This window comes from Streptomyces sp. SCL15-4 (assembly GCF_033366695.1).
In the GTDB taxonomy this organism is placed as follows: Bacteria; Actinomycetota; Actinomycetes; order Streptomycetales; family Streptomycetaceae; genus Streptomyces.
Genome location: NZ_JAOBTQ010000001.1, coordinates 4051423 through 4075224, shown reverse-complemented (window position 1 = coordinate 4075224; position 23802 = coordinate 4051423). Strand labels below are relative to the sequence as shown.

20 protein-coding genes and 6 pseudogenes are annotated in these 23802 nt (G+C 72.6%); 16 read left to right on the top strand and 10 right to left on the bottom strand.

Annotated elements, in window-relative coordinates:
• The first annotated feature begins 41 nt into the window (after positions 1–41).
• Positions 42–943 (top strand): annotated as a pseudogene (locus SCK26_RS38000) (LysR family transcriptional regulator).
• A gap of 20 nt (positions 944–963) precedes the next feature.
• Here the strand turns inward: SCK26_RS38000 and SCK26_RS17795 are convergent.
• Positions 964–2619 (bottom strand): class I adenylate-forming enzyme family protein, encoded by a 1656-nt coding sequence (locus tag SCK26_RS17795; protein ID WP_318202287.1) that lies wholly within the window; start codon positions 2617–2619, stop codon positions 964–966.
• 510 nt (positions 2620–3129) lie between these two features.
• On the opposite strand from SCK26_RS17795, the gene SCK26_RS17790 reads away from it, so the two are divergent.
• The 6 genes and pseudogenes from SCK26_RS17790 (at position 3130) to SCK26_RS17765 (ending at position 8603) form a co-directional block, all read left to right on the top strand.
• Entirely contained in the window at positions 3130–3942 is an 813-nt protein-coding gene (locus SCK26_RS17790; RefSeq protein ID WP_318202286.1) for a hypothetical protein, read from the top strand.
• Between the two features lie 82 nt (positions 3943–4024).
• Complete coding sequence (locus tag SCK26_RS17785) at positions 4025–4717, top strand: O-methyltransferase (protein WP_318202285.1); 693 nt, start codon at positions 4025–4027, stop codon at positions 4715–4717.
• A 109-nt stretch (positions 4718–4826) separates the two neighbouring features.
• The gene (locus SCK26_RS17780; protein ID WP_397955820.1) at positions 4827–6023 is read left to right on the top strand and encodes a 3-deoxy-7-phosphoheptulonate synthase; all 1197 of its coding nucleotides are present in this window, start codon (positions 4827–4829) and stop codon (positions 6021–6023) included.
• Between the two features lie 43 nt (positions 6024–6066).
• On the top strand, positions 6067–6399 hold the full coding sequence (locus SCK26_RS17775) for a putative quinol monooxygenase (RefSeq protein WP_318202284.1): 333 nt from the start codon (positions 6067–6069) through the stop codon (positions 6397–6399).
• Positions 6400–6498: 99 nt separating this feature from the next.
• Positions 6499–7661, top strand: a pseudogene (gene metK / locus SCK26_RS17770) (methionine adenosyltransferase).
• A gap of 1 nt (position 7662) precedes the next feature.
• A pseudogene (locus SCK26_RS17765) lies at positions 7663–8603 on the top strand (carbohydrate kinase family protein).
• Between the two features lie 135 nt (positions 8604–8738).
• On the opposite strand, the gene SCK26_RS17760 reads toward SCK26_RS17765, so the two are convergent.
• Positions 8739–9083 (bottom strand): MerR family transcriptional regulator, encoded by a 345-nt coding sequence (locus tag SCK26_RS17760; protein WP_318202283.1) that lies wholly within the window; start codon positions 9081–9083, stop codon positions 8739–8741.
• A gap of 561 nt (positions 9084–9644) precedes the next feature.
• Between SCK26_RS17760 and SCK26_RS17755 the strand changes: the two are divergent.
• Positions 9645–10018: pseudogene (locus tag SCK26_RS17755) on the top strand (hypothetical protein).
• A 171-nt stretch (positions 10019–10189) separates the two neighbouring features.
• Here the strand turns inward: SCK26_RS17755 and SCK26_RS17750 are convergent.
• The 5 genes from SCK26_RS17750 to SCK26_RS17730 all read right to left on the bottom strand — a co-directional run bounded on the left by SCK26_RS17750 (position 10190) and on the right by SCK26_RS17730 (position 13841).
• Positions 10190–10507 (bottom strand): SCO5918 family protein, encoded by a 318-nt coding sequence (locus SCK26_RS17750; RefSeq protein ID WP_318202282.1) that lies wholly within the window; start codon positions 10505–10507, stop codon positions 10190–10192.
• Positions 10508–10570: 63 nt separating this feature from the next.
• Positions 10571–10891 (bottom strand): CBS domain-containing protein, encoded by a 321-nt coding sequence (locus tag SCK26_RS17745; RefSeq protein WP_318202281.1) that lies wholly within the window; start codon positions 10889–10891, stop codon positions 10571–10573.
• A gap of 114 nt (positions 10892–11005) precedes the next feature.
• Positions 11006–12490 carry a DEAD/DEAH box helicase gene (locus tag SCK26_RS17740; protein ID WP_318202280.1) on the bottom strand — a complete coding sequence of 495 codons (1485 nt, stop codon included), beginning with the start codon at positions 12488–12490 and terminating at the stop codon, positions 11006–11008.
• 179 nt (positions 12491–12669) lie between these two features.
• Complete coding sequence (locus SCK26_RS17735) at positions 12670–12876, bottom strand: cold-shock protein (protein WP_318202279.1); 207 nt, start codon at positions 12874–12876, stop codon at positions 12670–12672.
• 617 nt (positions 12877–13493) lie between these two features.
• Positions 13494–13841: a helix-turn-helix domain-containing protein gene (locus SCK26_RS17730; RefSeq protein WP_318202278.1), complete on the bottom strand. Its 348-nt coding sequence runs from the start codon at positions 13839–13841 to the stop codon at positions 13494–13496.
• 131 nt (positions 13842–13972) lie between these two features.
• On the opposite strand from SCK26_RS17730, the pseudogene SCK26_RS17725 reads away from it, so the two are divergent.
• A pseudogene (locus SCK26_RS17725) lies at positions 13973–14317 on the top strand (STAS domain-containing protein); the annotation flags it as partial.
• Positions 14318–14514: 197 nt separating this feature from the next.
• Here the strand turns inward: SCK26_RS17725 and SCK26_RS17720 are convergent.
• The 3 genes from SCK26_RS17720 to SCK26_RS17710 are packed head-to-tail and all read right to left on the bottom strand — an operon-like array spanning position 14515 to position 15825.
• Positions 14515–15357, bottom strand: coding sequence for a lamin tail domain-containing protein (locus SCK26_RS17720; protein WP_318202277.1), 843 nt, complete (start codon positions 15355–15357; stop codon positions 14515–14517).
• Positions 15358–15400: 43 nt separating this feature from the next.
• Positions 15401–15616 (bottom strand): hypothetical protein, encoded by a 216-nt coding sequence (locus SCK26_RS17715; RefSeq protein WP_318202276.1) that lies wholly within the window; start codon positions 15614–15616, stop codon positions 15401–15403.
• Entirely contained in the window at positions 15580–15825 is a 246-nt protein-coding gene (locus SCK26_RS17710; RefSeq protein WP_318202275.1) for a hypothetical protein, read from the bottom strand. The genes SCK26_RS17715 and SCK26_RS17710 overlap by 37 nt, the downstream gene beginning before the upstream one ends.
• Positions 15826–16746: 921 nt before the next feature.
• On the opposite strand from SCK26_RS17710, the pseudogene SCK26_RS17705 reads away from it, so the two are divergent.
• The 7 genes and pseudogenes from SCK26_RS17705 to SCK26_RS17675 all read left to right on the top strand — a co-directional run.
• A pseudogene (locus SCK26_RS17705) lies at positions 16747–16998 on the top strand (hypothetical protein); the annotation flags it as partial.
• 658 nt (positions 16999–17656) lie between these two features.
• Entirely contained in the window at positions 17657–18340 is a 684-nt protein-coding gene (locus SCK26_RS17700) for a hypothetical protein (RefSeq protein ID WP_318202274.1), read from the top strand.
• 231 nt (positions 18341–18571) lie between these two features.
• Positions 18572–19657: a hypothetical protein gene (locus tag SCK26_RS17695; protein ID WP_318202273.1), complete on the top strand. Its 1086-nt coding sequence runs from the start codon at positions 18572–18574 to the stop codon at positions 19655–19657.
• Positions 19650–21302, top strand: a complete 1653-nt coding sequence (locus SCK26_RS17690) for a polyprenyl synthetase family protein (protein ID WP_318202272.1) — start codon at positions 19650–19652, stop codon at positions 21300–21302. The genes SCK26_RS17695 and SCK26_RS17690 overlap by 8 nt, the downstream gene beginning before the upstream one ends.
• Positions 21299–21985, top strand: coding sequence for a hypothetical protein (locus tag SCK26_RS17685; protein ID WP_318202271.1), 687 nt, complete (start codon positions 21299–21301; stop codon positions 21983–21985). The genes SCK26_RS17690 and SCK26_RS17685 overlap by 4 nt, the downstream gene beginning before the upstream one ends.
• A 109-nt stretch (positions 21986–22094) precedes the next feature.
• Positions 22095–22565: a hypothetical protein gene (locus tag SCK26_RS17680; RefSeq protein WP_318202270.1), complete on the top strand. Its 471-nt coding sequence runs from the start codon at positions 22095–22097 to the stop codon at positions 22563–22565.
• Positions 22566–22650: 85 nt separating this feature from the next.
• Positions 22651–23367: a hypothetical protein gene (locus SCK26_RS17675; protein WP_318202269.1), complete on the top strand. Its 717-nt coding sequence runs from the start codon at positions 22651–22653 to the stop codon at positions 23365–23367.
• Positions 23368–23802: the final 435 nt, after the last annotated feature.

The following is a 23802-nucleotide window of genomic DNA, read 5'->3' as shown; positions in this document are numbered from 1 at the left end:
GTGACGACGGGAATGCCCTATGGGTAACATCGGTTGAGCCGATGGGTCGATCTAGGGGGAACCACGACGTGGAGCTACGGCATCTTCGGACGTTCGAGACGGTCGCCCGGACGCTCAGCGTCACCCAGGCGGCCAGGGAACTGCATTACGCGCAGTCAAGCGTCAGTGATCAGATCCAGGCACTGGAACGCGAGCTGGGCGTGGACCTGCTCGACCGTTCCCAGCGGCGCGTGCGGCTGACCCCGCAGGGCGTGGCGCTGTCGGAGTACACCGAGCGGATCCTCAAGCTGCTGGAGGAGGCACGCTGGGCGGTGTCCCGGCCCGGCGCGGAGGTGGCGGTGGGCGCGCTGGAGACGGTGGGCCTGCATCTGCTGCCGGCGGTGCTCTCGCGGTACCGCGCGCTGTATCCGGAGGCGCGGGTCCGGGTGACGCAGGGCAACCGGGGGAGCTGTACAAAGCGGTGCGCCGCGGCGACGTGGACGTCTGCCTGACCTTCGGCGCTCCGCCGCCGGAGGCGGGGCTGCTGGCCGAGACACTGGCCGAGGAGCCGCTCGTGGTGATCGCCCCGCCGGACCATCCACTGGCCGAGCGCGGGCGGGCACCGCTCGCCGAGCTTGTCAAGGAACCGTTTCTGGCCACCGAACGGGGCTGCGGCTTCCGGGAGATGTACGACGGCGCGTTCTCCGGCGCGGCCGCCAAGGAACCGGTCGCCGAGGTGTCGAGCATCGGCACCCTCGGCGCGTGCGTGGCCGCGGGAATGGGGTGCGCCCTGCTGCCGCACGTCGCGGTGCGGGCCCAGGCGGACCGGCGCGAGGTCGCGGTGATCGAGGTGGAGGACGCCCGGTTGCGTACGGCGGTCACGATGACGTGGCTGGACCGCAACTCGGCCAACCCCAACCTGGTCGGTCTCCAGACGGTGCTGCGCGGGCAGCTGGCCGGCTGACGCGGGCCGCGCGCCGCCGGTCACGTTCCCGCCTCCGTACGGCTCGCGGGCGCCACCGGGGTGCGCCGGGGCCGCCGCGGGGGCAGCGGGGGCAGCGCGATGGTGCGCAGCCGGGCGCGGGCGATCTTGCCGGTCACGGTGGTGGGCAGCCGGTCCACGACGACCAGCTGTTCGGGGAGTTTGTAGGTGGCCAGGCCCTTGCCGGCCAGGTGCCCGGTGACGTCCTCCAGGGTGAGGCGGGTGCCCTCGCGCAACGCGACGACCAGGCAGGAACGCTGGCCGAGGCGGGGGTCGGGGCGGGCGACGACGGCGTGCTGGGCCAGCTGCGGCAGGTCGTCGAGGAGTTCCTCCACCTCCAGCGCGCTGAACTTCAGCCCGCCTCTGTTGATCAGCTCGTCGGCGCGGCCGCGGTAGACGACCGAGCCGTCCGGCCGCAGCTCGGCCAGGTCGCCGGTGCGCAGCCAGCCGTCCGGGGTGAACGCGGCCCGGGTCGGCTCGGGGGCGCGGTGGTAGCCGGAGAACATCCAGGGGCTGCGGTACTGCAGCTCACCGGTCTCGCCGGGCGCGGCCGGACGGTCGTCGCGGCGGACGCGTACCGCCGCGCCGAGGGCGGGCCGGCCGATGGTGCCGGTCGCCTCGGGCGGGTCGCCGGGCCGGGTGTACGTACCGGCGCCGATCTCCGTCATCCCCCACTGCACGATGAGCCGGGCGCCGAGCACGCGCCGTACGGCGTCGGCCAGTTCGCGGGGCACGGGGGCGCCGCCGGTGCGCACCTCGCGCAGCGTGGGCGGGGCGGCCGGCGAGCCGTCGGCCGGCAGCGCGAGCAGGTCGCGCAGCTGGGCGGGCACGGCGAAGGCGGCGGTGGCGCCGCAGCCGCGCAGGGCGGCGGCGAAGGCGCGGGGTTCCCAGGCGCCGAACAGGCCCACCGATGCGCCGGTGACCAGGGCGAGGTGCACCGAGAGCAGCCCGAAGGCGTGGCTGAGCGGGCTCGCGGAGACGACGGTGTCCCGCGCGCCGAATCCGCCGTCCGCCGCCACGGCCGCGGCGTTGCCGAGGAGTCCGCCGTGGCTGTGGACGCACAGCTTCGGCCGCTGGGAGGTCGTCCCGGAGGACGCCAGCAGCACCAGGGGGGCCGCGGGATCGGCGGGCGGGGGAGGCAGCCGGACGGCGGCCGGGTCCGGTGCCGGGTCGAGCAGGCGGGCCAGGTCCGGCAGCCCGCCGGTGTCGCCGGTGCCGGTGGCGGCGGACACCCAGACGTGCCGCAGCCCGGAGCAGTCCTCGCGCAGGGCGCGGATCTCGTGGAGGCGGTCGTGCCCGCGCCGGCCGGTGGCGGCCACCAGCGCGACCGCGCCGGACTGCTCGATCAGCGCCCGGGTCTCGCGGGTGCCGTAGGCGGAGTGCAGGGGCAGCAACAGCACGCCGAGCCGGGCGGTGGCCGCGTGCAGCACCACCAGCTCCCAGGAGTTGGGCAGTTGGGCCGCCAGCACCTCGCCGGCCGCGAGCCCGTGCCGGTGCAGGGCCGCCGCGGTGCGTTCGGACTGGTGCAGCAGGTCCCGCCAGGTCCACCGGCGGTCGCCGTCCCACACGGCGGGGGCGGAGCGGCGTTCGGCCGCGCGGACCAGGGCGTCGGTGAAGGTGCCGGGCGGAGCAGGGAAATCCGTGGGTGGAGCGTTCACGAGGAAACCTCCGTTGCGGCAGAACGAAACAGGTGCTGCCTTGCGAGAGGGGATTCTGCGGGGCGCCCGATCGCCTCGTCCAGCTTCGCCCGATAAGGAATTCCGATCTCGTACGGGCGTGCGGACTCGATAAGAAAGCCCAATGAAGAGCGAAGACCTCCGCGGTCGCCCAGGGTGTGCCGTCGTAGGCCCAGCGGTGTGGTTCGGCACCGCCGATGGCTTCCATCGGGAGCGGCGAACCCGGGTTTCCCCGACGATAGGAAACATCAATAAGGAATGCACGTGTTCCGCTTTCAGGAGAGTCCGGAAAAAGCCTCACCCGGATCGATCGCCACCCCCGATATGGGTCATCTATAAGACCGAATCATCGCGTTTTCGCTGGTCGCGGCGTTGCTACGCGCCGGTAACCCGCGTTGGGCCCCTTCTCCGAACTCCGCGCCGTCAGATCGCTCTTGCCCGGAAACCGAAGAGCTGCACAGAATTCCGGCGGCCCTGAGGCAGGAGGTATCAATGGCCTTCGTTCAATCCTCCGGCACCACCCATTCGCCATTCCGGCAGGCCGCCGACCCGGCCGCCGACGGCGCGTTCCGCGCGGCAGACCTGCGCCGCCTGGACGAGGCGATCCGAGACGCCCGGCACGCCAGTACCGCGCCGGCGTCCGAACTTCTCGCACCGCTGCGGCCGGACGGCACGGCGGCCGCGCTGACCGAACGGGAGTGCACGTTCGACCACTGCGCCGTCCTGTTGTTTCCCGTGACCCTCGAGGCGGGCCTGCGCCACCTCGAGGAGAGGGGACTGGCGCCGCTTCCCACCGTGCCCAGCACCGTGGTGCGGGCCCGGCTCAGCACGCGCCACCGGCTGGACCCGGCGCGCTGCGAGGTCCACATCACCCGCCTGCGGCTCCGGCTGCCGGACGGGCGGCGCCACGCGGCCGTCGAGGTCTTCCTCTTCCCGCGCGACAGCGAGGGGTTCGACGAGCGCGTGGCGGCGGCGGAGTCGGCGTACGGCTTCGAGAACCACACCGCGTTCGTCGTCGACCGTCCCTCCGCGCCCCTGCTGGGCCGGCTCGTCGTCACCGCCTGGCACACCGAGGCGGGACTGCTGTGGGAGGGCGGCGGCCACAACCCGCACGAGGGCGGCCCGCAGGGATCGACCGTGACGTACTTCGTGCGCGACCACCGGCGTCCCGCCCGCCGGCGCCGCTTCGAGCTGCACTGCGCCGGCGACCTGCGCGCCGCCGTCGCCGGCCTGCCCCGCCCGGCCGAGGCGGTCCGCCGCGCCTACGAGGCGTGGCCGGCCGCCCCGGACCACCCGGACGCCTGAGCCGGGACCCACGGGGCCGCCGGCCCCGCGTGCCCTGTCGCCCCACCCTGCGCACCCATCCCCTAGACCACCGGGAGTACCCGTGCTGCGGAACGAAACGCTCAGGAACATCGCGCTCACGCCCGAACTCCACGACTACCTGCTGACCCAGGGCAGGATGATTCCCGACCCGCTGCTGGCGGAGCTGGCGGAGCGGACCCGGGAGGCGATCCCGGACCAGGCGCACATGGTGGTCGCCCCGGAGGAGGCCGCCCTGCTGACCTTCCTGGTGCGGCTGCTCGGCGCCCGCACCGTCGTCGAGGTCGGGACCTTCACCGGCTCGTCCTCGCTCTGCCTGGCCCGCGGCCTGGCCCCCGGCGGCTCCCTGATCACCTGTGACGTCTCCGCCGAATGGACCGAGCTGGCCCGCGAGTTCTGGACCCGGGCCGGTGTCGCCGACCGCATCGAGCTGCGCCTCGGCCCGGCCGTGTCGACCCTGCGCGCCCTGCCCGCCGAGCCGCACCTGGACCTCGCCTTCATCGACGCCGACAAGCCCGGCTACATCGACTACTGGGAGGAGCTGGTCCCCCGGATGCGGCCGGGCGGCCTGATCCTCGTCGACAACACCCTGTTCAGCGGCCAGGTGATCGACGAGTTCCCCGGGGTCAAGGCCGCCGCCGTCCACGCCTTCAACGAGCACGCCCGCAAGGACGAGCGCGTCGAACTGGTCCTGCTGCCGGTCGCCGACGGACTGACGCTTGCGCGCCGGCTGCCCGCCGACGAGTCGCCGTTCTGATGGCACCCGCCACCGCGCCGTACGCGATCGCGCCGACCCCAGGAGGACGACCGTGACCGGGCTCACGCGCCCCGGATATCCGCTGCATCCGCTCGCCGTCGAGGTGCCCCTGGACGATCTCGACGAGGACTTCCCCCGCGACCTCGGCGCGGCCCCGCAGCAGCCCGCCTGGCACGACCCCGTCCAGGCCGCGGCGGCCCGCGCCGAACTCGCCCAGCTGCCGGGCCTGGTGACCGGGGAGGAGGTGCGCCTGCTGCGGACCCTGCTGGCCGAGGCGGCGGCCGGACACTACCTGGTGATCCAGGCCGGCGACTGCGCGGAGGACCCCGCCGAGTGCACCCCGTCGGCGGTCCTGCGCAAGGCGGGCCTGCTGGACGCGCTGGCCGGGGTGATGCTGGCGGGCACCGGCCGGCCGGTGGTGCGCATCGGCCGGATCGCCGGGCAGTTCGCCAAGCCGCGCAGCGCGCCCACCGAAATGGTCGACGGGCGCGAACTGCCGGTCTACCGCGGCCACTTGGTCAACGCGCCGGAACCGACACCGGCGGCCCGCCGCGCGGACCCGCGCCGCATGCTGGACTGCTACTACGCCGCCCATCGCGCCGTGACGTATCTGCGCCAGCGCACCAGTGACTGGGCGCTGCCCACCGGCGCCCCGGTGTGGACCAGCCACGAGGCGCTCGTCCTCGACTACGAGCTGCCGCTGCTGCGGCGCACCACGGCCGGCCACGTCCTGCTGGCCTCCACCCATCTGCCGTGGATCGGCGAACGCACCCGGCACCCGGACGGCCCGCACGCCCGGATGCTGGCGCAGGTCACCAACCCGGTCGCGTGCAAGGTCGGCCCGGCGACCCGCCCGGCGGACCTGCTCGCCCTGTGCGCCCGGCTGGACCCGGACCGCGAGCCGGGCCGGCTGACCCTGATCTCCCGGATGGGCGCGCCGGCGCTGCGCACCGCGCTGCCGCCGCTGGTCGGCGCCGTCCGCGAGGCCGGGCACCGGGTGGCGTGGCTGTGCGACCCGATGCACGGCAACACCGTCAAGGCGCCGTCCGGGGCCAAGGTCCGGGTGGTGCGGACGGTGGTGGAGGAGGTCCGCGCCTTCCTGGAGGTGGTCGCCGAGGCCGGCGGCACGCCCGCGGGCCTGCACCTGGAGACCACTCCGTACGACGTCGCCGAGTGCGTCCGGACGGATCCGGCCGAACTCGGCGCCCGACCGGCCGGGGACGCGCCCGCCACCCTGTGCGACCCCCGGCTCAACCCCGAGCAGGCGCTGGAGGTGGCCCGCGCCTGGGCGGCCCCGGCCGCCTGATCCACGTACCACCGCCATGCCGACGATGAAAGGAACCCCTGTCGTGTCAGAGACCGTGATCCGTGAGAACGACGGCACCTACGCCATGATCAACGTCTTCCATGTGGAACCGGAGAAGCAGCAGGAGCTGGCCGAGGTGCTCGGCGAGGGCGCCGAGAAGTTCATCCGGCACCGGCCCGGCTGCATCTCCGTGAACATCCTGACCAGCCTGGACGGCAAGCGCCTGGTCTACTACGCGCAGTGGCGCAGCAAGGCCGACATCAAGGCCACCATGGGCGACCCGGACGTGCAGGTGTACCGGGACCGGGCCGCCGCGCTGGCCCAGCCCGACCCGCACGCGTACACGGTGTTCGCCGTCCACCACCCGGAGAGCTGATCTCCGCACCGCTCGTCGGCCCCGCACCGCCGCCGCTCGCGCGGCGGTGCGGGGCCGGTGCCCCGCCGCCCCTTCCCCGGGTAAGGAGACGCCCGAACCATGTCCCGTCGTCTGTTCACCTCGGAGTCCGTGACCGAGGGCCACCCCGACAAGATCGCCGACCAGATCAGCGACGCCGTCCTCGACGCCCTGCTCGCCCAGGACCCCACGGCCCGGGTCGCCGTGGAGACCCTGATCACCACCGGCCAGGTGCACGTGGCCGGCGAGGTCACCACCACCGCCTACGCCGACATCGCGACCCTCGTCCGCGACAAGATCCTGGACATCGGCTACGACTCCTCCAAGAAGGGCTTCGACGGCGCCTCCTGCGGCGTGTCGGTGTCCATCGGCGCGCAGTCCCCGGACATCGCCCAGGGTGTCGACACCGGCGGCGCCGGCGACCAGGGCCTGATGTTCGGCTACGCCACCGACGAGACCCCCGAGCTGATGCCCCTGCCGATCCGCCTCGCCCACCGCCTCTCCCACCGCCTTTCCCGGGTCCGCAAGAACGGCCGGGTCCCCTACCTGCGCCCGGACGGCAAGACCCAGGTCACCATCGAGTACGACGGCGACAAGGCCGTCCGCCTGGACACGGTGGTCGTCTCCTCCCAGCACGCCTCCGACATCGACCTGGAGACCCTGCTCGCGCCCGACATCCGCGAGTTCGTGGTGGAGCCGGAGCTGAAGGCGCTGCTGGAGGAGGACATCAAGCTGGACACCGAGGGCTACCGCCTGCTGGTCAACCCGACCGGCCGGTTCGAGATCGGCGGCCCGATGGGCGACGCCGGCCTGACCGGCCGCAAGATCATCATCGACACCTACGGCGGCATGGCCCGCCACGGCGGCGGCGCCTTCTCCGGCAAGGACCCGTCCAAGTGGACCGCTCGGCCGCGTACGCGATGCGCTGGGTCGCCAAGAACGTCGTCGCGGCCGGACTGGCCTCCCGCTGCGAGGTCCAGGTCGCCTACGCCATCGGCAAGGCCGAGCCCGTCGGGCTGTTCGTGGAGACCTTCGGCACCGCACGCGTCCCGCAGGCCGTCCTGGAGAAGGCCATAGGCGACGTCTTCGACCTCTCCCCGAAGGCGATCATCCGCGACCTGGACCTGCTCCGCCCGATCTACGGCCGGACCGCCGCGTACGGCCACTTCGGCCGCGAGCTGCCCGAGTTCACCTGGGAGCGCACCGACCGCGTCGACGCGCTGCGCGCCGCGGCGGGAGTGTGAGATGCGCATCGCCGTCACCGGCTCCATCGCCACCGACCACCTGATGACGTTCCCGGCCCGCATCACCGACCAGCTGCTGGCCGACCGGCTGGACCGGGTGTCGCTGTCGTTCCTGGTGGACACGCTGGAGATCCGCCAGGGCGGGGTCGCCGCCAACATCGGCTACGGGCTGGCCCGGCTGGGACACCGCCCGCTGCTGGTGGGGGCGGTCGGCGCCGACTTCGCGGAGTACGGCGCCCGGCTGTCGGCGCTGGGCGTGGACACCGGCGCCGTCCTCGTCTCCGCCACCCGTCACACGGCCCGCTTCCTGTGCACCACGGACCCGGACGGCAACCAGATCGCGTCCTTCTACCCGGGCGCGATGACGGAGGCGTCGCGCATCGACCTCACCCAGGTCGCCGCAGACGCGGACCTCGTACTGATCGGCGCGGACGACCCGGCGGCCATGCTGCGCCACACCCGCGCCTGCCGGACGATGGGCGTCCGTTTCATGGCCGACCCGTCCCAGCAGCTGGCCCGGCTGGACGGCCACGGCATCCGCGCACTGGTCGACGGCGCCGACCACCTGTTCACCAACGAGTACGAACACGGACTGCTGCTGCGGAAGACCGGCTGGACCCGGGAGGAGGTCCTGGACCGGGTCGGCACGTGGTGACCACGCTCGGCGCGAAGGGCAGCCGTATCGACCGCGCCGGGGAGCCCCCGGTGGAGGTGGCCGCGGCCCCGGTGACCGAGGTCACCGATCCGACGGGCGTCGGCGACGCGTTCCGCGCGGGCTACCTCGCCGCCCTGGCGGCCGGCCGGCCCGCATCCGACGCCGCCCGCACGGGCTCGGTCCTGGCGTCCCTGGCCCTGGCCGCGGTGGGTCCCCAGACCTACGAACCCGACCCCGCCGCCCTGCCGTCCCTCCTCACGGCGGCCTACGGTCCTTCCTCCGCGTGACGGGAGCCGGTCCCGCCGTGGCCGCCTGCCCGGTCCGGTCCGCGGTCGCCGCGGAGCACGGCCGGCCCGCACAGGACAGGCGGGCGTTCCCCTGCTGTCCGCGCGCGGTCCTCGGACGGGCCCGTGCCCGCGTGGTCAGCCGGCGCCGGGGCCGCCCGCCGATCCGCTGGCGGCACGGCGGTACTCGGCGTTGATGCGCTGTGCCTCCTCCAGCTGGTCCTCGAGGATGACGATGCGGCACGCGGCCTCGATCGGGGTCCCTCTGTCGACGAGCTCGCGAGCGCGAGCGGCGATCCGCAGTTGGTAGCGGGAGTACCGGCGATGTCCTCCCTCCGAGCGGAGCGGAGTGATCAGCCGGGCCTCACCGATGGCCCGGAGGAAGGCCGGGGTGGTGCCGAGCATCTCGGCTGCCCTGCCCATGGTGTACGCGGGGTAGTCGTCGTCGTCCAGACGATCATTCAGAGGGTTGTCCGATGTCATGTCACCTCGCTGTGCAACGCGTCGAGGGGCCCTGGTGCCGTACGGCACCAGGGCCCCGAAGGAAATTCAACACCATCTGTCGGCCCTACTGCTGTGCCGACCTTCTGTTTCCGCTACCCGGCCCGGCAGGGCGGAGCGGGGGATCGCAGCTGCTTGACCGGGGACCACCATCCATTCCGGGGTCTTGCGGTACCCGGGCCGAGTGCTCTCGGGCCGGGCGATCCTGATGGCGTCTGCTCCTCCGTTCCTTTCCGGACCAACCACTGAATGAACTGGTACTGCTGTCGGCGGCCCCTCTGCGTGCGTCCGGGGACGCTGTGGCCGCCACCCGCCAGTTCGTGTCTGGCGGGTCTCCTCGACCTCGTCTACGAGAGAAAGCGTACCCACACCAGCGACAAAAATCTACTGCGACAAGAAGAGATTTCACTCTTCTGGCGGAGGAGGGGCCTGTCCCGGCCCGGTCGGACGGCGGGCGGAGGGGGCCGCGTCCGGCCGTCCGCGCGGTCACTTCATGCCCCGCGGGAGGTTCAGAGGCGGGCGGGCCGAATAAGCTCTGGTGTCATGTCGAACCCTGATGAGCTGCTCGTCGCCATTTCCGCCGCGGTGGAGTCCGAGCGAAGCAATCAGATGTCGCTGACCGTGGTCGTCGGCGGTGCCGTCATCACCGGCCGGCTGGCGCCGGAGGCGGTATGGAGGGAGCGGGTGGCGGAGGTCCTGAAGGACTCGGACCGTCTCGGCCCGTTCTCGAACGTCTTCACCGGGGCCCGCGCGGGCCCCGGGCCGATCGCGGCGAGGCTCCCACACATCTGCACTTCCATCTCGCCCGGATCCTGCAAGGCAGCCTCGGCATCCCGGAGACGGGAGGAATGTACCGAGTCGCGATCAAGGACGTCAGCGCATGGACCGTGGGCGACATCAGCTACTCCGACCAGTGACCCGCCCGCCGATCCCCTGAGCCGTCCGCTCCCGCCCCGAGCCGCCGCCCCGGCCCGGCCCGGCCGCCCGGCCGGCGGTTCGCAAGCGGACGGCGACACAGCAGAAGGGGCCCTGCCGGCATACGCCGGCAGGGCCCCTTCATCATCCCTAGAGCGGTTTCCCGCCCGTCCTCACACGGCCACGGGGCCGGTTTCGCCACCGAGCAGTGCCGACGCGGCCTCGAGCGGAGTGGGACCGCTCACGGCCGCGGCCTGAGGGCCGTCGTGGCAGGTGAAGCCGAGGCGCGCCATGGCCCGGGTGACCTCGCCGGCGCTGAAGTCACGCGGGTCCTGCCGGGTGAGTACCCGGCCCACCTGCTTGACGGGGTAGCGGCGGCGGCCGATGGTCACGGACGCACCCGTGACCAGCTCGGGCTTGACGCCCTTCATCGATTCCAGCACCCCGGTCCGGGTCAGGTCGAACGGGTACCGGGCGATGACACAGCGCATGATGCCTCACAGGGGAGAAAGACGAGGGGGAGGGGGCGAGCGGGGCGCCCGGGGACGGCCGGATCAGCGCGACAGGGCGAGCGCGCCCGGAGACCGGCCGTACGCGCCGATGTCACCGGGGCGGGCGCCGGCCGTGCACAGCGATCCGTCGAGGACGTCCCGCAGCCGGATCCGGTCCGTGTACGTGGAGCTGTCGCGGAGGCCGGCGAGCCGGACCCGGGTGATCAGACCCGTGCTCCGGTCGTCGCCGTCGCACACGGTCAGGTACTCGACCCGGGCACCCGCCATGACGGCCAGTGCCACCTCGACGGTCATGTCGTCCCAGACCCGGGGGCCGTGCCCTTCGACGTCCTCGCCCGCCGCCACGGGAGCGGGGTTAGGCATGCGGTGCTGCGTCCGTGCTGGCGTCAAGGTGTCTCCTTCGATGGGGGCTGGACGACATGGGGCCTTCGCGCCCCCCGGGAGACCACGGGCCTCCGGGCGGGGGCTGCCGCGGACTCAGGCGGCCGGCTGGGCCCCGCGCCGCATGCCGGCGCCGACGGGTCGGCCCTGTCCGGACCGGCCCTGGCCGCCACGGCCCCGACGGCTCCGGGACGGCGCGGACGCGCGGCGGGGGCGTTCCACGACGGGCGCGGTGATGACCACCGGGACCCCGGAGGGCGCCTGGGCACCGGTGATGCGGCTCAGCTCCGCCTCGCCCGAGCGGACCGGGGTCACGTGCGGGGTGATGCCGGCCGAGGCCATCAGCCGGGTCATGCCGCGGCGCTGGGCGGGGGTCACGAGGGTGACGACGCTGCCGGACTCGCCGGCGCGGGCCGTACGGCCGCCACGGTGCAGGTAGTCCTTGTGGTCGCTCGGCGGGTCCACGTTGACGACCAGGTCGAGGCTGTCGACGTGGATGCCGCGCGCGGCGACGTTCGTGGCCACCAGGACGGTGACGTGACCGTCCTTGAACTGCGCGAGGGTCCGGGTGCGCTGCGGCTGGGAGCGGCCGCCGTGCAGGGCCGCGGCGCGGACGCCGCTGTTCAGCAGGTGCTTGGTCAGCCGGTCCACCGCGTGCTTGGTGTCCAGGAACATGATGACCCGGCCGTCCCGGGCCGCGATCTCGGTGGTCGTGCGGTGCTTGTCCGCGTCGTGCACGTGGAGCACGTGGTGCTCCATCGTGCTGACGGCACCGGCCGACGGGTCGACGGAGTGGACCACCGGGTCGGTCAGATAGCGGCGCACCAGCAGATCGACGTTGCGGTCCAGGGTGGCCGAGAACAGCATGCGCTGGCCCTCGGGGCGGACCTGGTCGAGCAGGGCGGTGACCTGGGGCATGAAGCCCATGTCGGTCATCTGGTCGGCCTCGTCGAGCACCGTGATGCCGACGTCGGCGAGCTGGCAGTCCCCACGCTCGATGAGGTCCTTGAGCCGGCCGGGCGTGGCGACGACCACCTCGGCGCCGGTGCGCAGCGCGCCGGCCTGCCTGCCGATGGACATCCCGCCGACGACGGTCGCCAGTCGCAGGCGCACGGAGCGGGCGTAGGGCGCGAGCGCGTCGGTGACCTGCTGGGCCAGCTCACGGGTGGGGACGAGGATCAGGGCCAGCGGACGGCGCGGCTCGGCGCGCCGGCCCGCCGTACGGGCCAGTGCCGCGAGGCCGAAGGCGAGGGTCTTGCCCGACCCGGTACGGCCGCGGCCGAGGACGTCCCGGCCGGCCAGGGAGTTCGGCAGGGTCGCCGCCTGGATCGGGAACGGCACGGTCACGCCTTCCTGGCGGAGCGTGTCCAGCAGGGGCGCCGGCATGCCGAGATCGGCGAACGCCTCGACGGCGGGCAGCGCGGGCGTGACAGTCTTCGGCAGCGCGAACTCGCCCCGCAGGGGCTGCCGGCTTCCGGAACCGCCGGAGCGGCGCGGAGCGCCGGAGCGGCCGGAGCCGCTTCCGCCGAAGCGGTCGTATGTGCGGGAAGTGCGTGCGCGAGTGGTGGGTGTGCGGTTCATGCGGAACCTTCCTCGATGCGGGCGCGTATCAAGGAGTTTCCGCGGCAGGAGGAGCAGCGCAGAGAATCGCGAGAACGGGCCGAAAATGTCAGGGTCGAATTGCCCTGGAAATAAAGCGAGCCGGGGCCCGCACCCCAAGGTGCGGGCCCCAGCTGCGAAAGACGTGTCGCTTCCGCGGATTAGGCGGGGACGATGTTCTCGGCCGTCGGGCCCTTCTGGCCCTGCGCGATGTCGAACGACACCTTCTGGCCTTCCAGCAGCTCACGGAAGCCCTGGGTGGCGATGTTCGAGTAGTGGGCGAAGACGTCGGGGCCGCCGCCGTCCTGCTCGATGAAGCCGAAGCCCTTTTCCGCGTTGAACCACTTGACGGTACCGGTCGTAGCCATTTTGTTTCTCCTTCGGAGACGGTGCCAGGAACGCGCCCTGTGCGCATTCCGTGTCGCCGTGATGATCAGCCGTCGGAAAAACCTTCTGGCAACCACACCTGCAACTGATGACGACACTAGCACGCCGAAGCGGACCCTGTACGGTCCACAATTCCACCCCTGTCGATGGCCTGAGGAATATGTATCGCGCGCCGATCCGATTTCTCATGTTGCCACCACAGATATTGCCTCGCGGGCCTGGCGCATTACCGCCGATCGACCCGCCCGCAGCGCTCTGACCTCGTACGATGCCCCGCACGCCCTCGCTGCCGTCCTCTCCGGACAGCCTCCGCACAAACCCGCCGAATCCCCATAAGGAGACACAGCCCACACCACCGCCCCGGTCCTGTCGCCGCCCTGGGGGCTCACTGTTCAGGAAAGCCGACGGAGCGCGGGAAGGCGGTGGCGGACAGGGTCGCGAGCCGGTCGGCGCCGAAGACGCCGCGCGGTGGGGCTTCCGGTGGCCGCGGGCGGTGGAGGCCGCAGCCGGTCACCGGATCGGCTGCGCGGAGTACGGACCTGAGGACGGACCTTACGCGTCGCCGGCCGTGTTCGGCCGCGGGGGCTCCGCCGCAGGGTCAGGCCGTCGCGTGCTGCCGGCCGGGCTGGTCGCTGCGGTCGGCCTCGTCCTGGGCGAGCAGGGAGAGGAGCGCGGCCACGGTCAGGCCCTGGTTCGCCTCGGTGGGATGACGGAGGACCTTCGTGGGGTCGATCCGGTAGGTGTTCCCGCGGCCCTCTCGCCTGTGCGAGAGGTAACCGTCCCGTTCCAGGTCGGCGATGATCTTCTGCACGGCACGCTCGGTGAGCCGGCAGTGCGCGGCGATGTCGCGGATGCGCGCGTTCTGGTTGTCCGCGATGGCGGCGAGTACGCGGGCGTGGTTCGTCAGGAAGGTCCAACCAGTGTGTGACTCGGGCACTCCGTCCATGCCCCGAGTTTACCCAACCCGACTTTCACGCATCCATAAACACGTATTACCGTTCATGTATCGGTGGACGTGTCTCGAGCGGGTGGGGAAGCGTTGCCGTAGACGTCGGCGACCAGACGCGGGAGTGAACCATGCACGGCCCTGTCCACGGCGGCCCGCCCGCCGCGGCGCCCGGCTCCACGGGCCCCCACGGCGCGGCGACCGCCGTGTACGCTCCGCGCGGAAGCCGGACCCGGGTGACGGTCCTCGGCGAACTCGACCTCGACTCCGCCCGCTCCCTGTGGCCCGACCTCTTCCAGGCGCTCGCCGACTCGGCCACCGGCCTGGACCTGGATCTCACCGGCGTCGGCTTCTGCGACTGCGCCGGCTTCAACCTCCTCCTGGACCTGCGCAGACGGGCGGTGAGCCAGAGCAAGACCATCACCATCGACACGGTCGGCCCACCGGTCGCCAGGCTGCTCGTCCTCCTCGACGCCGGCGAACTGTTCCTCCCGCCCAGCCCCCTTCCCCGCACCACCACCCGTCTCCTGCTCCGGAGCCGGGCCGTTCCCGGGCGATCGCCTCGTCGGGCCCCGCCCGCACCGAACGGGGCTGACCGTCCGGTGCCGCGCCGACGACGACAGGTGAGGCGTACCGCCTCCTCACCTGTCATCGAAGGGCCGACGGGTCCGGCTCAGGGAGTGCCGGTCTTGTTGAACCCCTTGTCCAGGTACGGGGACTGGTCGGCGACGAAACCGTCGTCCGCGACCAGGCGGGCGATGCCGCCCTGGTCCCGCCAGACCTCGGTGGAGGAACCGAAGGAGAAGCCGCCGTACTCCGGGTGGCTTTCGTTGGTGTAGACGCGGTAGCGCTGGCCGGGCTGGATGACCGTTCCCGGAGGGAAGGGGAACGCGTGGCCGGTGGGCTTGGCCTCCACCTTCCAGCCGGTCAGGTCCTGCGGTCCGCCGCCCTTGTTGAGGATCTCGACGTATTCGTCCGCCTGGCCGGCGCTCGTGCCCTGGTAGCGCAGGCCGGAGATGATCACGTCGGGCTCGTCGAGCGTGAACATGCACACCACGTCGGCGAAGTTGATGCCGCCTTCCGGGCTGCGGAACTGCCGGACGATCTGGCCGTTGCGCTCGAACCCGCTCAGTACCGCCCGGTACTGCTTGCCGTCGACCGTGACGGGCTGGGGGTGGACGAAGGTCTCCAGGTCGACCAGGTCGTCGTCCGCGGGACTGGTGCCGGTGTTGTTCGGCGTCTCGTTGTGGCGGAAGCCGAAGGTGAGGTCGGTCGTGGTGCCGTCCTCGAACATGACGTTGATGGTCAGCTGGACGACGAACTGGCTGGGGCTGACGTTCGTGGGCTTGTTGCGGTGCACGAAGGTGCCGACGACGAACTCGGTGCCGCCGAGCTGGACGTCCGCGGCCTCACCGCGGAACTGGTACCCGCTCTGGCTGCCCGCGCTGCCCCACTGGATGTAGTCGGTGCCCACGCCGTTGACCGGTGAGATGGCGGGGCTGGTGGACGAGAACACGCCGGGGTGACGACGGTGGTCATGGTGTCTGGATCCCGCTCTCTCAGTCCTCGTCCTCGATGACCTCGGCCTTGAGCTTGGCCGGCGGTGCGGTGCCGATCCGGGCGACGCCGTCGGTGTGGCGGCCGGCCCCGGCTCCGTCGACGGCTTCGAGGCCGCAGGTGTAGACGATGCAGTCCTTGTCCTGGTCGCTCGTGTTCAGGTGCACGTGATAGGTGAAGGTCAGGGTGCGCCCGTCGTCGCTGACGGTGGCCCGCACGGGGGCAGGCTGCCGCCGGTGGTCTGGTTGATGCGCTTGTACTGGGCGCCCACCGTGCCGTTCCAGCGGAATCCGGTGGGGGCGGTGAAGACGTGCTCGCGTTCGCCGGCGTCGACCGTCTCGCTCCAGTTCGGCGTGCGGACGCAGACGTTGATGGTGGTGCCGAGCCCGCCGGGAGCGTCCTCGACCCCGCCCTCCTGCCACACCACGAGGTCGAGTTTCTGGGCCCGGCCCTGCTCGTAACCCCAGTCATAGCCGTTCGCGTACTGGTCCCGCTCCCCGCGTGCGCCGTCGCGCGGCGGATCCGCGTACGGCTTTCCGGCGAGCGCATCGGCGCGTCCCTGTTCCTCCCCCGCTTGTAGGCTTCCTTCTTGGTCTGCACGTCGGTGCTCATCTCCGGGTCCTCCTGGGGCTGTGGTCGAAGCGTGCGACGGAAAAGGGAGACGTCCTGGTGCGGGTCGCCGGGCCCGCGGGAGGCGGCCGGAGCGCGGCACCGCACGCCGCGCGGTTCACCGGACGCGGTCGTCATGAAGGCCGCGGCCGGAAGACGGAACGCGGCACGCCGCCCGTGGCTTCGAGCGGGGCGTTCGCGCGGGCATCGCGGCACGCACCGGACTTTCATCCGGGTCCATCGTTAGCCCGGACCCGCCGGTGGTATGCCGCCGTTCCCCCGTTTGGGATGCCGAATCGATTCTGTGTCACTTGTTCGAGTGCAGCCGCGGCGTGAAACGGCGGATGGAGGCGCACCGGAGCGCATCCATCCGCGTCCTGCCGAAGCCGTCGGCGTCCGCCGGTCCTTCCTCCCTTCCTCCCTTCCTTCCTCCCTTCCTCCCGTACGGATCGCCTCGCCGTCCGTCCCTCCCGGTTCCTCCCTCGTGCGAGTGGCCGGCGCGGTGGCTGCTCCTGCGAGGCACCTCCGACCGGTATGCAGGAGAAATGCCGACGACGGTGCGGAAGGAGACGTGGATGCGGGAAACGAAACTGTGGACGGGTGAGGTGGCGGGCGTCGTCACGGTCCGGCCGCGCCGGAGCCGGGTGGTGGCGGCGTGACGGCCAGGGACACCGCGCCGCGCCGTCCGCCGGAGGCGCCGGACGGAGGCGGCCTGCCGGGCACCGTGGCGGGCAACGGCATGGCCGGGTTCTCCGGGGACGGCGGGCCCGCGCCGGACGGACAGCTGGCCTTCCCCGCGGACGTGGCCGTGGCAGACGGCGCGGTCCTCGTCGCCGACCACGCCAACCACCGCATCCGTCGGATTGACGGCACCGGCACCCTGACGACGATCGCCGGGGACGGACTGCGGGGTTTCTCCGGGGACGGCGCCGACGCGGTGCGCGCCCGCCTCGGCTTCCCGTCCGCGCTCGCGGTCGCCCCGGACGGGGCCGTGTACGTCGCCGACGAGATGAACCACCGCATCCGCCGGATCGACTCCTCGGGTGTCATCGGCACCGTCGTGGGAGACGGCTCGCGCGGTGAAGGCGACGGTGACGGCGACGGCGGGCCGGCCGGCCGCGCCCGGCTGGACTCCCCGTGCGCCGTGGCCGTCGACGCGGCGGGCCGGTTGTACGTCGGGGAGGCGGGCGCTCTCCGCGTGCGCAGGATCGACGGCGACGGTGTCATCAGCACGGTCGTCGCGGCATCCGGGCGCGCCGGTGGCTCCGGAGCGGCCGACGCGGGCGAGGCCTTCCTGCCCGCCGGGCTGGCGGTCGACGGGGACGGCCGGCTGTACATCGCCGACCCGGAGGGCCGGCGGGTACTGCTGCTCGGCCGGCGGACGGGGCGCTTCGGGCGTTGGCGGGACCGCCGGACGGGAGCGCCGGGGGCACGGCGGTCGACTGGGGCGCGCCGTGCGCGGTGGCGGTCGACGGCGAGGGCGTGCTCTACGTCGCCGACCAGACCGGACACCGCGTGTGGCGGCTGGCCGGCGGAGCGGCCCGTATCGTCGCGGGCCGGCCGGACCCGGCTGCCCGGGAGACCAGCGCGTCCGGCGAGCCGCCGGTGCCGTCGTACACGCCGAGCTGGCTTACCCGTGCGGTCTCGCCGTGGATCCGGCGGGACGCCTGCTCGTGGTGGACAACTTCCACCACCGGATCGCGGCCGTGCCCCTCACCACCGCTCCCTCCGAGGACACCGGGCCGGTACGGGACCAGAAACCGGAGCCGGAGCCGGAGCCGGACCGCGAACCCGAGCCGGAACCGGAGCCGGAGCCGGAGCCGGAGCGGAAGCCGCGGCCGGAACCGGAGCCGGACCGAGGAGCCGCCGGCCCGCCGTACGGCGACGGCGGCGCCCCGTCCGCGGGGCCCGCCCGGCTGCTGGTCCGGCAGGAGGTCGGCCTGGAGATCCGGCGCGGACAGAGCGAGTTGATCCACGTACGGGTCTCCTCCACCGACCCCTGGGCCCCGGGACGGGTGGAGCACCGCTTCACGGCTCCGACGGGTTTCGTCTTCGACGGCCGGGTGACCTGCGCGTACTACCGCGCGGATCGCACGGTCATCCCCGGCGGGAGCCCGACCGGGGCGGTCGGGGACGACGGCCGGTCACTGGTCGTCACGGACGAGCCCCGCCTGAACACCGCGGGTCATCCGGCGGCGGCCCTGGTCTACACGCTCGGCGTCCGCGCCCTGGCCGACGCCGGGCCGGGCCGGTACACCGATGGGCGCGCCGTGATCGCGGGCCAGCCGGAAGTCCGCCTGAAGGCGAGCGTTCTCGGAGACGACGAGGAATGACGACGAGGACGGACAAAGGGCCTGACGACGAGGACGGACGAGGGGCCTGACGACGACTCACGGGGGGCAAGCCCGAAGTCCGGAGCCGTCCGTGGCGGGCCCACCCGCCACGGGCGGCTCTTTGCGTTCTCAAACCTTGAATGCGGAGGTAATCGTTTTTGTGCTCCCAGGTCACCCTCACGATCATCACGAGTTGCAGATGATCGGCTACCTTGAGTTAGCGTTCGAAACGTGTTCACGCCCGCCCTCCCGAGGTTCGGTCCGCAGGGCCCCTTCCCGCATGCCCCGCTCGCCCACCCGCTCGACCGCAAGTGGCTGCACTACGCGTTCCTGTCGCGGTGCGGGCGACAGGCACTCATCGCGAACCTCTCCGTCCTGGGCTCCTCCACCGGCTCGGTCTTCGCGGACCCCGGCGCCCCCGCCACCGGCCGGCGCAGCGGCACCGGCACGGCGGCCGAGGGACAGCACATGGCGATCCTGCTCCTCTACGGCGAGGGGCACGGCTGGAGTGCGACGCAGTTCAACGCCGAGCAGCCACAACTGCCGTGGTCGGCCTTCCGGTTGCCGCACCCGCACGGAGAGCCCGGCGCGTTCCGGGTGGCGGCCCGCTCGGCGGCGCCCGCGGCGGACGTACGGCTGAGCCGGACCAGCAGGCCGTGCACCTCGCAGTGCGCGCCGTTCGGCGACGACGAGCATCTGCGGTGGCAGTCGGAGCCCGGCGTCCTGGGCACCGGAACCCTGCGGCACGGCGACGGTACGGCGACGGAGACGGACCTGCTCGGCTACCACGAGCGGGTCCGCGGCCGGTGGTCCTGGCCCACACTCGGCGGCTGGGTGTTCGGGTTCGTCAACGACCCCTCGGGTCCGGCCGACCAGGCCCCGCCCTCGGCCGTCGTCTTCACCCTGATCCAGCCCGCCTACCCCGCGGACGCGGCCAACGGGTCGGTGATGCTGTGGCGCGACGGGCGCATGATCCGTCACTTCCCGCGGCGCAACCTCCGGGTCGCGGTGAGCGGCAGCCTGGACCGCGACCGGGTGGCGATCGTGCCGCCGCTGGCGGGCCTGCTGGGCACTCCGCCGATGGCCGCGGTACCCGGCCGGCTGCTGATCACCGCACGACTCGGCGACGACCGTCTCGTCCTCGACTTCCGCTCGCACACGGCGGGCCGCATCGCCAACCCGTCCGAGACCAGCCTCCACCCGTTCAGCGTGCACGAGACCCTCGGTCCGTGCACCGTGGAGGGCCGGGTCGGCGGACGCCGCATCGGCTTCCGCACCGAGGGCATCGTGGAGTTCGCCGGGGGTGCCCGTGACTGAGACCGTCCCCGCGTTCACCGGGGCCCGGCTGCTGGACGAGACCGTCACCGCCCTGTCCGAGCGCGCGCCGGCGATCCTCGCCGCCGCGGCCGACCACCTGCGCGGCATCCGGCTCGGCCTGCACTTCAACGACGGCAGCCACGCCACACTCACCGCACGGCACAGCCGCATCGTGGTGGACCGGGACCACTGCCCGGACCCCGACGTCGAGGTCGCCTTCGACAACCGGGCCATGAACCTGCTGTTCGACCTCCAGCGCCCGCCCGTCGACCAGGTCCTGCCCGACAGCCTCGACGTCCGCGGCTCCCGCGACGACGCCCTCGCCGTCTGGCGGGCCTTCACCCTGCTGTCCCAGCGCGCGGCGGGCCTGCGCAGCATGCAGGAACTGTGGGGGGCCTACCGCGAACAGGCGCCCCAGCTGTGGGGCGGCGCGACACCCGCCGCCCGGGAACCGGCCGCCGACCCGGTCGACTGGACGGCCCTGGACTTCCTCGCCCGGCGCTCCCCGGAGGACGCGCCCGCACCGCCCGCGCTGATCGGCGACACCACCATCACCGCGCCGCGCCCGCTGTGGGACGGCCGCACCAGCACCGACTGGTCGCTGGAGGACGCCGTCCAGGACGCGGACCTGTTGGAGACCATGCTCCGGTGCCGGGCCCGCACCAACGAGGAGATCGAACGGCTGCTGCCGGACCGCGAACCGCGGGCCGAGCTGTACGACCTCATGCGCTCCTACCCGGCCCGCCAGGGCAAGGGCCTGCGGCCCACCCTGACCATCGCGGCCTGCGCCGCTTTCGGCGGGCGACCCGACGACGCCGTACGCGCCGCCGCCGCACTGGAACTGTTCCACAACGGCTTCCTCGTCCACGACGACATCGCCGACGAGTCCACCCACCGGCGCGGCCTGCCCACCATGCACGAGGAACACGGCCTGGGCCTGGCCGTCAACGTCGGCGACGGACTCAACCTGCTCGCCGTCGACGCCGTCCTGTCCAACCTCGAGACCCTGGGCCTCGTCCGCACCCTCGGCCTCATCCACGAGGCGGTGCACATGTGCCGGGAGTCCATCGAGGGACAGGCCATGGAACTGGGCTGGATCCGCCACGAGGTCGTCCCCGGGACCGACGACGCCTACTTCACCATGAGCACCAAGAAGACCGGCTGGTACACCTGCATCAGCCCGTGCCGCATCGGCGCCGTCTGCGCCGGCGTCACGGACCCCGCCGTGCTGAACCGGTTCGACGAGGCGTTCCGCCTGATCGGCATCGCCTTCCAGATCCAGGACGACATCCTGAACCTGGTCGGCGAGGAGGCCCTCTACGGCAAGGAGCCTCTCGGCGACCTGCTCGAAGGCAAGCGCACGGTGATGCTGATCCACCTCTTCCGCAGCGCGTACGCCCACGAGCGGCCCCGCCTCTTCGACGTCCTGCGACAGCGCCGTACCGACAAGACCCAGCAGCACGCCGAGGAACTCCTCGCCGCCATGCGCCGGCACGGCTCCATCGAGTACGCCACCGACCTCGCCGACCGGCTCGCCGCCGAAGGCATCACCCGTTTCGAGGAAGACCTCCGGTTCATCCCCGAGAACGAAGGCAAAGCCGTCCTGCGCCAGATCGCCCACTACGTCACCTCAAGGCCACTGTGACCACCACCCCGCCCCCGCCCCCGCCGGCCGGCACCACCGAGCCCGGCCCGCTGACCTCCACCGACCACCGCGCCTTCGCCTTCCTCGGCCACGTCAACAACGGCCTGCGCCAGTGCCTGTGCACCCTGGCCAGGCACGGCGTGGCGCTGCGCCGCGACGCGCCCGAACGCGCCCGCATCCTGCTCGACACCGTCCGGCCCTGGCCGCTGTACAAGGGCGGCCAGTTCCTCTTCGACCTGATGGAGTGGGAAGACCTCATGGTCGACGGCGATCCTCCGCCCGTGATGTCCACCGAGCGGATCGTCGCCGCCTGCACGCTCCCCGTGCGGCTGATCGCCGCGGCCGCCGAGGAGACACCGGTGGTGACGAAGCTGGTTCCCGGCCAGCGCATGACCGCCGCCCTCGACCTCCCCCTGCGCCTGCTGGCCACCAGCGCCCGCGGCGCCCTCCTGAACGCCGCGCAGGACCTCACCGACCTGCTCGGACCGCGACCCGACCCCGCCCCCGACGACGACGCGGGTCACGCCACCGACCCGGAACCCGTCGCCGACGACACCGCCACCGAACTGCCGCCGCTGGAAGCGGGCTTCTACCTCTACGAGGACATCGCCCTCGGCGTCCTGTCCGTCCTCGGCCCGCTCCTGGCCGACCACGCACCGACCGAACCCGCGCCGTCCGCCTAGCCCACGGCAGCCGTCCCCGCCTTCGACGGTCCATGAGCGGGCCCGGTCCCCAAGCCCGCCACCGGCGGATCCGCTCACGCGGACACACCCATCCACAGAAGGGAAAACGATGGCCACGCAGACCCAGACCCCCGTCCAGCCGGGTTCCGAGAACAAGCTCTACATCCTCCAGCAGGGCATCGTCGAGGACGCGCCGGGCGGAGTCCCCGCCCACCTCAGCTTCGGCATCCTCAGCACCGTTCCCGACCCGGTGAACCCCGGAGACATCACCTTCACCCTGAAGGCACCCACCGGATTCGTCTTCACCGGCTGGCTGTCCTGGGCCTACCACGACGTCAACACGCTCCAGGCGAAAGGCAACCTGGAAACCACCCAGGGCACCCTCGGCGACGGAGGCCGCACCCTGACCTTCACCCACAACCCGTACCTGTCCACCAACCAGGAGTGCATCGGCTACGGCGCCCAGGTGACCGCCGTCGACGGCGCGACGCCGGGCCGCTACACCGACGGCCAGCTCAAGGTGGGCGCCGCCAGTCCGATCAAGCTCAAGGGCCGCGTCCTCGACCCCGACGAGGACTGACCCTCCCGACGAACCAGCCCGTCGGTGGCTCCGCCGGCTCGACCCGGAGCCACCGACGGGTCACGCGGAAGAGAAAGGCTGGAGAATGCACGGAGCAGAAAGCGGTCTGCCGGGCCGTATCAGGCGCGTCGCCTCGGCAGTGCCGCGGCTGCGGCGCGGCGAGCGGGGCACGTGGGCCTTGGGCACGCTGGCCGCAGCGATGCTGCTGGCGTCGTCACTGCCCGCGAACGCCGCCACGGCACAGCCACGGCCGGCCGCGCCGCCGCAGGTCGCGGCAGCGCGTGACCCGGAGTGCATCCAGCCGGGGAACGCGCGGCTCAACCCGCGCTTCTACTGGCGGAACGCGTTCGGCACCCGGCTGGGCGAGGGCGTGATCAACGAATCGGCGTGGCCGAACCCGTTCGGCGGCCGGATCGCACCGGGCTCGACGTTCACCTTCAGGTGGCGTCCGGACACCACACGGAATCCCGTGGGATCGCAGTACCACGTCCACCGGGTCAACCTGGCCTCGGTCATGGCGGTGGCCGACGTGCAATCGGTGACGGGGCCGGGCACCTTCTCCGGCACGACGCTGAGCGCCCAGGAGACGCCGCCGCACAAGCTGGGGGACACCGTGGTGAGGTTCCGGATCAGGCCGGGCACGGAGGGCCGGACGGCCACCCTCTCCTCGGCCGACCACAGCCTGACCACGAGGTGGCTGTTCGCCAATATCAACAACCTGTGGGAGAACACCGGAAGCATCTCCTTCGCCGTCGCCGGCCGCGCCAGTCTCGGCTGCGACTCGTCCTCGGTTCTCGGCTGACGGGACGACGAGGCGACGGGACGACGAGGCGACGGGACGACGAGGTGACGCGCGTCGGCCGGCGTGCCGCACACGCCGTCCGACGCCACCGGCTCCGAGCCGCCCACCAACGCGGTCGTCGTGGGCGGCCGGGCCCGTGCGGACCGCCGGCCGGCCGGGCGACGCCCGGTGGTCACCACTTGATGGCGTTCACCGTGCTGTTGTGGGCGTCGGCGGACCGGACGGTGAACTGGACGTTGGCGGCTCGGTCGTAGAAGGTCTGGCCGGGCTGCCAGGTGGCCATGTCCAGCGTGCCGCAGCCCGCCGGCGCCGCGGGCGCCGGGGTTGGGCACCACCCGGATCGGTCCCTGGCCGTTCGCGACGGAGGTGTCGACCTTGTAGATGACGACGCCGGAGGAGCAGGCTCCCGCATCGTTGTGGGCCTTCCTGCGGGCC

What these genes read in the sequence shown, in the direction of transcription:
- SCK26_RS17745 (WP_318202281.1), bottom strand. Translation starts at nt 10,891, where the DNA reads ATGCCTAACCCCGCTCCCGTGGCGGCGGGCGAGGACGTCGAAGGGCAC.
- SCK26_RS17740 (WP_318202280.1), bottom strand. Translation starts at nt 12,490, where the DNA reads ATGAACCGCACACCCACCACTCGCGCACGCACTTCCCGCACATACGAC.
- SCK26_RS17760 (WP_318202283.1), bottom strand. Translation starts at nt 9,083, where the DNA reads ATGACATCGGACAACCCTCTGAATGATCGTCTGGACGACGACGACTAC.
- SCK26_RS17750 (WP_318202282.1), bottom strand. Translation starts at nt 10,507, where the DNA reads ATGCGCTGTGTCATCGCCCGGTACCCGTTCGACCTGACCCGGACCGGG.
- SCK26_RS17735 (WP_318202279.1), bottom strand. Translation starts at nt 12,876, where the DNA reads ATGGCTACGACCGGTACCGTCAAGTGGTTCAACGCGGAAAAGGGCTTC.
- SCK26_RS17675 (WP_318202269.1), top strand. Translation starts at nt 22,651, where the DNA reads ATGCACGGAGCAGAAAGCGGTCTGCCGGGCCGTATCAGGCGCGTCGCC.
- SCK26_RS17730 (WP_318202278.1), bottom strand. Translation starts at nt 13,841, where the DNA reads ATGGACGGAGTGCCCGAGTCACACACTGGTTGGACCTTCCTGACGAAC.
- SCK26_RS17790 (WP_318202286.1), top strand. Translation starts at nt 3,130, where the DNA reads ATGGCCTTCGTTCAATCCTCCGGCACCACCCATTCGCCATTCCGGCAG.
- SCK26_RS17680 (WP_318202270.1), top strand. Translation starts at nt 22,095, where the DNA reads ATGGCCACGCAGACCCAGACCCCCGTCCAGCCGGGTTCCGAGAACAAG.